Origin of the sequence: Geodermatophilus maliterrae, assembly GCF_041018925.1 — a bacterium.
GTDB lineage: Bacteria > Actinomycetota > Actinomycetes > Mycobacteriales > Geodermatophilaceae > Geodermatophilus > Geodermatophilus maliterrae.
This window is the reverse complement of the sequence record NZ_JBFNXQ010000140.1, coordinates 1-10,640: the sequence shown is the minus strand read 5'-3', so window position 1 is coordinate 10,640 and position 10,640 is coordinate 1. Positions and strand designations below refer to the sequence as shown.

General features: G+C 77.6%; 6 protein-coding genes. 2 read left to right on the top strand and 4 right to left on the bottom strand.

Annotated features, from left to right (window positions below):
- Positions 1-572: NADPH-dependent FMN reductase (locus ABQ292_RS24745; protein ID WP_369210369.1), on the bottom strand; the 572-nt coding region annotated here is incomplete at its 3' end.
- Positions 573-805: 233 nt separating this feature from the next.
- Between ABQ292_RS24745 and ABQ292_RS24740 the strand changes: the two genes are divergently transcribed.
- Both ABQ292_RS24740 and ABQ292_RS24735 read left to right on the top strand, forming a co-directional pair.
- On the top strand, positions 806-1,819 hold the full coding sequence (locus ABQ292_RS24740; RefSeq protein ID WP_369210368.1) for an ATP-dependent DNA ligase: 1,014 nt from the start codon (positions 806-808) through the stop codon (positions 1,817-1,819).
- 79 nt (positions 1,820-1,898) lie between these two features.
- Positions 1,899-3,782, top strand: coding sequence for a diguanylate cyclase domain-containing protein (locus ABQ292_RS24735; protein ID WP_369210367.1), 1,884 nt, complete (start codon positions 1,899-1,901; stop codon positions 3,780-3,782).
- On the opposite strand, the gene ABQ292_RS24730 is transcribed toward ABQ292_RS24735, so the two are convergent.
- The 3 genes from ABQ292_RS24730 to ABQ292_RS24720 all read right to left on the bottom strand — a co-directional run bounded on the left by ABQ292_RS24730 (position 3,751) and on the right by ABQ292_RS24720 (position 10,552).
- On the bottom strand, positions 3,751-4,254 hold the full coding sequence (locus ABQ292_RS24730) for a MarR family winged helix-turn-helix transcriptional regulator (protein ID WP_369210366.1): 504 nt from the start codon (positions 4,252-4,254) through the stop codon (positions 3,751-3,753). The two genes, ABQ292_RS24735 and ABQ292_RS24730, sit on opposite strands and share 32 nt — an antisense overlap.
- A 33-nt stretch (positions 4,255-4,287) precedes the next feature.
- A complete protein-coding gene (locus ABQ292_RS24725) occupies positions 4,288-5,304 on the bottom strand; it encodes an anti-sigma factor RsbA family regulatory protein (protein WP_369210365.1) in 1,017 nt (338 codons plus the stop codon).
- 148 nt (positions 5,305-5,452) lie between these two features.
- Positions 5,453-10,552, bottom strand: a complete 5,100-nt coding sequence (locus ABQ292_RS24720) for a SpoIIE family protein phosphatase (protein WP_369210364.1) — start codon at positions 10,550-10,552, stop codon at positions 5,453-5,455.
- Positions 10,553-10,640 lie beyond the last annotated feature (88 nt).

Here is a 10,640-nt window from a genome sequence, read left to right as displayed (position 1 = left end):
CAGGCGGCGCGGAGGGGGCGCAGGGCGCCGGTGACCCGCAGCAGCTCGTCGAGCACCGCCTTGCCGCCGGCCTCGAGCTCGGCGTTGGGCGCGAACTCGTCCGCGTCGTCGAGGAACTGGGCGAAGAAGGGCACCGAGACCGCCTCGGGGACGGTGAGCACCCGCAGCGCGCCGAGCACCGGCTTGAGCGCCGACGACGCCCGCAGGCCCGCCGAGACGCCGCCGTAGGTGACCAGGCCGGCGGCCTTGTCGGCCCACTCGAGCGACAGGAAGTCCAGCGCGTTCTTCAGGCTGGCCGGGAAGGAGTGGTTGTACTCCGGCGTCACGAACACGAACGCGTCGGCGCGGGCCACCGTCGCGCTCCACCGCTTCGTGTGGTCGTGCACGTACCGCTGCAACCGGGGGTGGTCGGGCTCGTCGAAGACCGGGAGGCCGACCTCGGCGAGGTCGACCAGCTCGACGTCGAAGCCGCCGTTCTCCTCGGCCAGCCGCTGGACCCAGCGGGCGACGGCGATGCCGCGGCGGCCGGGACGGGTGCTGGCGGCGACCACCTGCAGGACGGGACGGGACACCGGGAGCTCCTCGGGACGGCGGGTCGGTTCGTGCAGCGCAACGGTCGCCCCCGCCAACGGCTTCCGGCGCCGGACGTGACCTGTCCCCCACCGTTGCCGGATCGTGTCTCGACACGACCGCGCCCGATGTGCCGCCCGGCCGTCCCGTCGCGCAGCGTCGCGACCTGCCACGAACGGGTGAGTCCCCAGCTCAGGGGCCTGCGCGGAGCGCGGGCAGCCCCGAGGCTGGCCCGGTGCCGCTCTCCGTCCCCGGGTTGCCGGGCCTGCCGCCGGACCTGACGGGACCGGTCGCGGTGGAGCTGGCCAAGCCGGTGCGCGACCTGCCCGCGGGCGACGCGCTGCCCGGCGGCTGCCGGTACGAGCCCAAGTGGGACGGCTACCGGCTGGTCGTCGTCCGCGACCGGGCCGGCACCCGGCTGTGGTCCAAGCAGGGCCGCGACCTCACCGACCGCTTCCCCGACGTCGCCGCCGCCGCGCTGGCGCAGGTCCCGGCCGGCACGGTCCTGGACGGCGAGGTCGTCGTCTGGGACGGCGAGCGCCTGGACTTCGGGCTGCTGCAGCGCCGCATGGTGACCCCGCCGTCCCGGATGGCCGCCCAGGCCGCCGCGCACCCGGCCTCCTACGTCGCCTTCGACCTGCTGGCCTCCGGCGGCGAGGACCTCCGCGGCCGCCCGTTGCGCGTCCGCCGGGCCCGCCTGGAGGAGCTCGCGCGGCGCTGGGCACCGCCGTTGCAGCTCTCGCCGGTGACCGCCGACCCCGCGGAGGCGCGCGGCTGGGCCGCCGACCTGCGGCCGCTCGGCGTCGAGGGCCTGGTCGCCAAGGGCGCGGCCACCCGGTACGCCGGCGGGCGCCGCGAGTGGCTCAAGGTCAAGTCCTGGGAGACGACGGAGGTCCTCGCCGGCGGGGTGATCGGCCCGCTCGAGCGCCCCAGCCAGCTCGTCGCCGGCCGCTCCCGGGACGGCGAGCTGGTCGTTGTCGGCCGCACCGGCCCGCTGTCCCCCGCCGCCGCCGCGGAGCTGGCCGCCGTCCTCACCCCCGCCGGGCCGGACCACCCCTGGCCCGAGCGGATCGGCACCGGCCGCTTCGGCGGCGGCCGGTTGTCGGTGGCGCTCACCCGCGTGCAGCCCGACGTCGTCGTCGAGGTCAGCGCGGACGCCGCCCTGCAGGCCGGCGTGTTCCGGCACCCGCTGCGCTTCGTCCGCGTGCGCGCCGACCTGCGGCCGGAGGACGTCCCGCCCGTCCGGTGAGCAGGCGTCCCCCGGTGCGGGGTCACCCGGAGGGGTGGAGGCTGGGACGGGCCCGCACCCCACCTGCCGATGGAGCGGTGTGACACCTCCGCCTGCGACCGCGCGCGCCGCCTGGTGGCACGCCGCCCTCGTCGCCGCACTGTGCACCGGCCTGGTGGCGGTGCCCGACGGCGCCGTGCGCAGCGCCGGTGACGTCGCCGTCTACGCGTCCGGTGCACTCGCCGTGTACGTGGCCGTGACGGTGCACCGCGCGGTGGCCGCGGGGGCGCTGTGCGCCCTGGGTGCCGGGCTCCTGTCCTTCGGTGCCAGCTCCGCGGTCGAGTCCGCGGGGCTGGCCGGGCTCGCCGCGCACACGGCAGAGGTCCTCGAGCCGGCCTTCGACCTGGGTGGCTACGCGGGGCTGCTGCTCGCCGCCCTGGTGGTCTCCAGCAGCGGGATGCGCCGCGGCCGGGAGGTCTGGGTCGACCGTCTCACGCTGCTGCTCGCCGCGGGGCTCGCCGTCACCGCCTTCGCCGTCGCCGGGGTGGGCAGCGGCGTCATCGGCGCGGTGGGCATCGGGGCGCCGCTCCTCGGTGCGGTGGTCCTCCTGGTGGGCATCCCGCTCGCCGCGCCGCGCGAGCGACGGTCGGTCAGCTCCACCGCCCTCCTCGTCGCCGGAGCCCTGGCCCTCTACGGCTACGGCGGTCACGTCGTCGCCCCGTCGGAGCCCCATCTGAGCGACGAGCTGCCCTCCTTCGCCGTCGCCGTCCTGGTGCTGGCCACCCGCCACCCGTCGGTCGCCACGCTCGGCCGGCGCGCGGAGGAGCAGGACTCCTCGCCCGCGGGTCGCGTCGTCGGGATCGGCGCCGCGCTGCTGATGACCCCTGCGCTCGTCGTGCTCTGGGCCGCTCACCACGGCGGGGTGAGCGGCTTCGTGCTCGGCGCGGGGAGCACGCTCCTCACCGGGCTGGCGCTGTGGCGGTTGACCCGGCTCACGAGGGAACGCGAGGCCGCCCGCCGGGCGCTGGCCGCCAGCCAGGCGCGGCTGCACGCGGTGCTGCAGCACGCGGCCGACGTCGTGGCGATCATCGGCGTGGACGGCACGGTCGCCTACGTCAGCCCAGCCGTGGAGACGCTGCTCGGCGCCCCGCCCGCCGCCTACGTCGGCCGCCCGGCTGCCGACCTGGCCGACCCGCGGGACCGGGCCCGGCTGCACGCCGCCGTCGCGTCCGCAGGCACCGCCCGGGCGGGAGACCAGCCGGTGGACGCCGACGTCCGGGTGCGGCACGCCTCGGGCGGGAGCCGCTGGGTCGAGGTCCGCATCAGCGGCCGGGTCGACGTCGAGGGCGTCGAGGGCTGGGTGGCCAACCTGCGGGAGGTCACCGACCGCCGGCTCTTCGAGGACGAGCTGCGGCGACAGGCGCGCACCGACCCGCTGACCGGCCTGCACAACCGGACGTCGTTCTGGGAGCTGCTGGCCGCGGGCGTGGCCGAGCCCGAGCCCCCGGCGGTCCTCTACGTCGACCTCGACGGCTTCAAGGGGGTCAACGACTCCCTCGGGCACGCGGCCGGTGACGAGCTGCTCCGGGTGGTGGGTGCGCGGCTGACCGCGGCGGTCCGCGCCGGCGACGTCGTGGCGCGGCTCGGCGGCGACGAGTTCGCCGTCCTGCTGCCCGGTGCCGACGCCGCGCTGCTGGACCAGGTCGCCGGCCGGGTCGTGCGGGCCCTGCGCAACCCGGTCCACGTCGCCGGCGGGACCGCGGCGGTCACCGCGAGCGTCGGCGGGGCCACCGCGCTGCCCGGCGACACCGCCGAGGACCTGGTGCACCGCGCCGACACGGCGATGTACGACGCCAAGCGCTCCGGCAAGGACGGCCGGGTGCTGTCGGTGCCCGGACCGTCCCCCGTCCCCCCGCAGCGACGGGCCACGGACCCCCCGGACGCCGCGACGGTCACGGACGCTGGGGCAGCCGCCCCAGCGTGACGAGGAACCGGCGCAGCAGGTCGGCCAGCTGCGCCCGGTCGTCGTCGGAGAGCCCCGCCAGCAGGCCGCGCTCGGTCTCCAGGTGGTCGGGCAGCGCGGCGTCCAGCGCCGCCCGCCCGGCCGCGGTGAGCGTGACGACGACGGCCCGCCCGTCGGACTCGCTGCGGGTGCGGGTGATCAGCCCGCGCTCCTCGAGCCGGTCCAGCCGCTGGGTGATCGCCCCGGAGGTCACCAGCGCCGTGCGCATGAGCGCCGTCGGCGTCAGCTGGTAGGGCTCCCCCGCCCGGCGCAGCGCGGCCAGCACGTCGAAGGAGGGGACGTCGAGGCCGTGGCGGGCGAAGGTGGCGCGCTGGGCGAGGAAGACCTCCCGCTGCAGCTGGGAGATGCGGCCGATGACCCCCATGGGGGAGCAGTCGAGGTCGGGACGCTCCCGGGCCCACTGCTCGAGGATGAGGTCGACGGCGTCCTCCACGCCAGGTAGCTCAGCAGTGACCGAACGACAGCGTCAAGCGACGCCCGCCCAGGGCTGCGGGGTCACCAGGGCGGTGCTCAGCCGGACGGTCAGCCCCTGCTCGCCGGCCAGCAGGTCGACCGAGTCCCACAGCTTGCGGGCCAGCCACAGCCCCATCCCACCGGCGCCCAGGTCGTCGCCGTGCGCGGGCAGGAACCCGGCCAGCGGGTCGTCGAAGGTGTGCCCGGCGTCGGTGATCCTGCAGACGAAGGCGTCGCCGTCGGCCCACACCCGGGCCGACACCGGCTGCCGGCCGTGCCGGAAGGCGTTGGCGGCCACCTCGCTGACGGCCAGGTGCAGGTCGGCACGCTGGTCCTCGTCGGGCACCCACTCGGCGAAGACCCGCCGCAGGTCGCCGCGCAGGGCGGGCAGGGTCGGCGCCGCGTCGACGGCGTACACCGGCTCGCCGGCCTCGACCGGCTCCCGGGCGACGCCGAGGTCGCGCAGGTACCGCTCGGGCCGGCGGAAGTCCGGGCTGGCGGCCAGGACGCCGTCCGCGGCGATCCCGGGATGGGTGTGGCGGGCGCTCTCGAGGACCTCCGCCGGCAGCCGCTCCCGGTCGTAGAGGCACGCCACCGTGACGGGTGCGCCGGTCATCAGGACGTTGGCCGCCGACTCGTAGCGCTGCACCTCGCGCCAGCGCCGGCGGTCGGCTCCCCACTGCGGCTCGGCGAGGATCCGCAGCCGGCCGGAGCCGGTCGCCCGCGCCCGCTCGAGCAGGCGCCGGACGACGACGAACGCGTCGGGCGCCCGGACCCCGACCAGGCAGATGCGCGCGTCGTCCTCGACCGGGCCGACGCGCGTGCCGAGCGTCCGGCGCACGGCCCGGGCCAACTCCGGCGGGCAACCGAGCACGGGCAGGTCCCCCTGTCGGAGGCCCTCCTCGACGAACGCGGCGGCCACGGCGACCGCCTCGGCGGAGGAGGCGACCTCGGCGGCGGTGTGGACGAAGCCCGGTCGCGGGTCGGGCGTGACGGACGTGCGCCGCAGCGCGGCACCGCCCGGCTCCACCTGCGTGGCGGAGCCCCTCGCCCCTGGTTCCACTGGCCCCTCGACCCCTCCGGACCGGAACTGCTCCGGCCCCGACTCCCCATTGTCGGACACCCCCGGTGGACGCTCCTCCCGGGGTGGTCCACACCACCCTCCCGGGGGGTGCCGGCTACGGACGGTCGAGGTCCAGCTCTCCGAGCGTCAGCACCCGTGCCGGCGCCGAGCCCGGCCTCGTCCGGACGTCCAGGACCGCCCGCCGGGCGGCCGCCGCGGCCTGCAGCTCCAGGACCAGCCCGACGCCGGCGCTGGCCAGGTAGGGGACCGGCGTCAGGTCCAGCACCGCCCGCGCACCCGCCGTCAGCGCCTCCAGCGCCCGCAGCGCCTCGGCCCGCAGCCCGGGGGTGACGGCGAGGTCGACCTCGCCGGCGACCTCCAGCCGCAGGCCCTCGGCGTCGCGGTGCACCGTCAGCCGGGCGGGGTCGGTGTCCGGCGGCACCCGCGGCGCCCGCACCGGCGGGTCGGCCGGGCCGGGGCCGGCCGGGACGAAGCGGAAGCGCACCGTCGTCCCGGCGCCCTCTGCGCCCCGTGCGTCGGTCGTGCGGGCGACCTCGACCTCGCTGGCCAGCGCGGAGATCAGCGCCAGCCCGCGGCCGCGGTGCCCGGGGTCGGCCGGCACCGGGCGCCACACGCCCTCGTCCTGCACGCAGACGTCGATGCTGCCGTCGGCGGTCCGCGCCAGCCGGTACTCGCACCGGCCCCCACCACCGGTGGCGGCGTAGGCGTGCTCGACGGCGTTGGCCAGGGCCTCGCCGAGAGCCAGCTGCAGGTCGTCGACGCCGTCCTCGGACATCCCGGCCGCCCGCGCCCAGGTGGTCACCGTGCGGCGCACCCGGCTCAGCCGCCGGGGGTCGGCCGGCAGGGTCTCGTGCACCGGCGGGGGTGTGAGCCGGACGGCGATGACCGCGACGTCGTCGGGGAGGGCCGAGTCGTCGAGCACCTCGGCGAGCAGCGCCCGGGTCAGCCTCGCCGGGTCGGCGGAGGCCAGCCGGGCGGTCGCGTCGGTGACCCGCTGCAGGCCGACGTCGAGGACCTCGCCGCGCCGCTCGACGAGGCCGTCGGTGTAGAGCAGCAGGGTCGTCCCGGGCGCCACGGCGGCGCTGCCCTCGGTGTAGGGCGGCCGTCCCGGCGCGCCGAGGACGGCGCCCGCCCCGTCCTCCAGCAGGGTGGCGGTGCCGTCGGCGACCAGCAGCGGCGGGAGGTGGCCGGCACGGGCCCAGCGCACGGTGCCGGCCTCCCAGTCGAGGACCAGGCAGGCCGCCGTCGAGGCCAGCGCGCCGGGCAGCCGCGCGGCGAACCGGTCGAGCAGCTCCAGCGCCTCGGCCGGCGGGCTGCCCTGGAGCAGGGCGGTGGACAGCGCGCTGCGCAGCTGCCCCATGACCGCGGCCGCCGACGGGCCCTGGCCGACGACGTCACCGACGGCGACGGCGACCCGGCCGCTCCCCAGCTCGACGACGTCGTACCAGTCGCCGCCGGCGGAGGTGCCGACCGCGCCGGGCAGGTACTCGGCGGCCAGCGCCAGCCGCTCCAGCTGCGGCAGCCGCTGCGGCAGGAGGTCGCGCTGCAGGGTCGAGGCGATGCTCTGCTGGGCGCGGAAGAGGCGGGCGCGGTCGAGGGCCTGGGCGCACTGCTCGGCGACGGCCAGGAGCATGGCGCGCTCGACCCCGCCGAACCGGCGGGCCTCGGGGAAGCCGATGCCGACCACGCCGACCACCCGGCCGGCCACCAGGAGCGGCAGCGCCACGGTGGACGCCAGGCCGAAGGAGGCGAGCGTCGTCGCCTGCTCCCCGGCCGGCCCGCCGCGCGCACCGGGCCAGTCGGCCCCGTCCTCGATCCACTGCGGCCGCCGCTCGGTGACCGCGGTGGTGACCGCCAGCGGTGCCGACAAGGGGATCTCCGCCCACCGCTCCCGGGCCTCGGGCTCTGCGCCGGTCAGGGACAGCAGGCGCAGCGCCCGGCCGGAGTCGTCGAGCTCGAAGACGCCGACCCGGCTGCCGTGCCCGGTCAGCGCCACGACGTGGCCGGCCGCCGCCCGGGCGACGTCCACCGGGGAGCTGGCCGCCGACAGCTCCGCGGTGGCCCGCTGCAGCAGTCCGAGCCGCCGGGCGGTGGCCCGCTCGTCGGCCAGCAGCAGCGCGTTGTCGACGGCGAGCGCCGCGCGGGCGGCGACCTCCTCGGCCAGCGCCCGGTCGTCCTCGTGGAGGGGCGGCGCGTCGCCCCGCCGGCCCAGGGCCAGCACCGCGCGGACCCGCCCGCGGACGGTGAGCGGCACGACCAGCGCCGAGCTCAGGTCCAGCCGCACGCCGTCGTCGCCGGGCCCGGTCAGGTGCGGGCGCAGCACCGTGGCACCGGTCTCGAGGACGACCCGGCCGAGCCCGCCGTGCGGCTCGAGCGCGTCGAGCACCCGGGTCGTCGCGCCGTCGACGCCGGCGCGGCCGGCGTAGCGCAGCCGCCCGTCGTCACCCACGACCCGCACGGTGCAGACGTCGGCCAGCCGCCGGTCGACCACCAGCCGGGCGAGCGCGGCCAGCTGCCCCTCGACCTCGGTCTCCCGGTCGAGGACGGCGCCGAGCTCGGCGAGCAGCATCTGCCGCTCGGTCTCCCGGTAGCGGGCGTTGATGTCGGTGCAGCTGCCGACGTACCCGCCGGTCCGGGCGGGCGCGCCCTCCCCGCCGATCGGGACGGCCCGCTCGAGCAGCCAGTGGTACGCGCCGTCGGCGCGCCGGAGCCGGAACTCCACCTCCCAGCCCCCGCCGCGCGCCGCGGCCGTGGTGACCGTGGTGGCGTAGCGGTCGCGGTCCTGCGGGTGCAGGCCGGCACGCCAGCCCTCCCCCAGCTCCTCCTCGACCGCGCGGCCGGTGAAGGCCGACCAGCCGGCGTTGAGGAACACCCGCCGGCCGGTGCCGTCGGCCACCCAGATCAGCGCCGGGGCGAGGTCGGCCATGGCGGTGAACCGCTCCTCGGCCTCCCGGCGGGCCCGGCCCAGCTGCAGGTGGGCGTCGACCCGGGCCAGCAGCTCCTGCGCGGAGAACGGCTTGACCAGGTAGTCGTCGGCGCCGGCGGCCAGCCCCTCGACCGCCGCCTCCTGGCCGGCGCGCGCCGACAGCAGCAGCACGGGCACGCGCGACGTGCGGGCGTCGGCCCGGAGCGCGGCCAGCAGCTGCACGCCGTCCAGGCCCGGCATCATCACGTCGCTGACGACGAGGTCGGGCGGGTCGGCGAGCGCCGCCTCCAGCGCGGACTGCCCGTCGCCGACGGCGCGGACCCGGTGCGCGGGGGCCAGCAGCCGGACGACGTAGTCGCGCATGTCGGCGTTGTCGTCGGCGACCAGGACCCGCCCGGCCCGGCCCGGGGGACTCTGCGGCACCGTCTCGGGGACGTCGCCGGCCGGACCGGGCAGCCAGCGCAGCGCCTCGGTGACGTACGGGGTGGCCGCGGCCGAGACCGCGGGCGCCTCGGGGGCCGGTGCGGCGACGCGCTCGGGCGGCAGGTGCGCGGTGCCCAGCGGCACGGCGACGGTGAAGGTGGTGCCGACGTCGGGCGTGCTCTCGACGTCGATCGACCCGCCGTGCAGGCCGACCAGCTCGCGCACCATGGCCAGGCCGATGCCGCTGCCCTCGCCCGAGCGGGCGCGGGCGCCGGAGACCCGGGTGAACCGCTCGAACAGCCGCGGCAGCTCCCCCGCCGGGATGCCGGTGCCGGTGTCGGCGACGGTGAGGACCGCCCTCCCGCCGTCCTCCCGCACCCGCACGGTGACGCCGCCGCTGAAGGTGTACTTCAGGGCGTTGGAGAGCAGGTTGAGGACGACCCTCTCCCACATGTCGCGGTCGAGGTGCACCGGCTCGCCCAGCGGCGGGCAGTCGACGGTGAGCGTCAGGCCGGCGCGGTCGAACGCCGAGCGGAAGACGCTGGCCAGCTCGGCGGTGACCGCCGCGAGGTCGACCGGCTCGAACCGCGCGTCGATCCGCCCGGCCTGCAGGCGGGAGAAGTCGAGCAGGGTGTTGACCAGCTTCTGCAGCCGCAGGGCGTTGCGCTCGACCACCTCGAGCTCCTCGGCCACCCGCGCGTCGGCCGCCACCACCGGCGAGGACCGCAGCTCGGTGACCGGGCCCATGATCAGCGTCAGCGGGGTGCGGAACTCGTGGCTGACGTTGCTGAAGAAGTCGGTCTTGGCACGGTCGAGCTCGGCCAGGGCCTCCGCGCGCCGCCGCTCGGCCTCGTAGCTGCCGGCGTTGAGCAGGCCCGAGGCGATCTGGTTGGCGACCAGCTCGAGGAAGCCGCGGTAGGCGTCGTCGAGGCGCCGGTGCGGGTTCAGGCCGACGACCAGGAAGCCGGCCACCGCGACGCCGCCCGGCGCCGAGGAGGCGATCGGAACGGCGACCGCCTGCTCGGGCGGCCGCTGCCACGCGCCGGTCGGCAGGCCGGGGAAGCGGTCGCCGAGGCCCTCGACGACCAACTCCTCGCCCGCGCGCAGCCGGGCCACCGGCCAGACGGCGTCCGCGTCGTCGGCGGGCAGGGTCCGCGGCGCGACGCGCGAGTCCGGAGGCAGGCCGGTCGTCGCGCCCAGCCGGGCCGACCCGTCGTCGTCGACGAGGTAGGTGGCGCTGAACGGCAGGTCGGCGGGGTTGCGGCCCAGCTGCTCGCCGACGGCGGCGAGGACGTCGTCCTCGGTCCGGGTGGCCGACACGGCGGCGGCGAGGTCACGCAGGCTGGCCATCCGCCGCTCACCGAGGACCCGGTCGGTGTTCTCGGTGACGACGCAGAGCATCCCCACGGTCCGGCCGTCGTCGTCGTCGACCGGGCTGTAGGAGAAGGTGTGGTAGGTCTCCTCCGGGTAGCCGCTGCGCTGGAGGAAGAGCAGGAGGTCCTCGTCCCAGGTGGCGATCCCGGTGTCGAGGACCGAGCGGATGCGCGGGCCGGCGGCGTCCCAGACCTCGGCCCACACCTCGCGGGCCGGCCGGCCGAGCGCCCACGGGTGCTTCGCCTGCAGCGTGTCGCGCCAGTACGCGTCGTTGTAGAAGGTGGTCAGCTCCGGGCCGTAGGCAGCCCACATCGAGAACCGCGACGTGAGCACGATGCGCACCAGGTTGCGCAGCGCTGCGGGCCACTGCTCGGGCGGGCCCACCGGGGTGTCGGCCCAGTCCCGCCCGGCCATCTCCCGGCCCACCTCCCCGCCGTTGGCGAAGAGCGAGCCGCGCGCGTCCCGGGTCACCGCGCCACCACGCACGGCAGCCTAGGTGGCTCCTCCCCATCGCGCCGACGCGGCCGTCGACCCGGGACCCCGGGCCGCCCCGCGACGG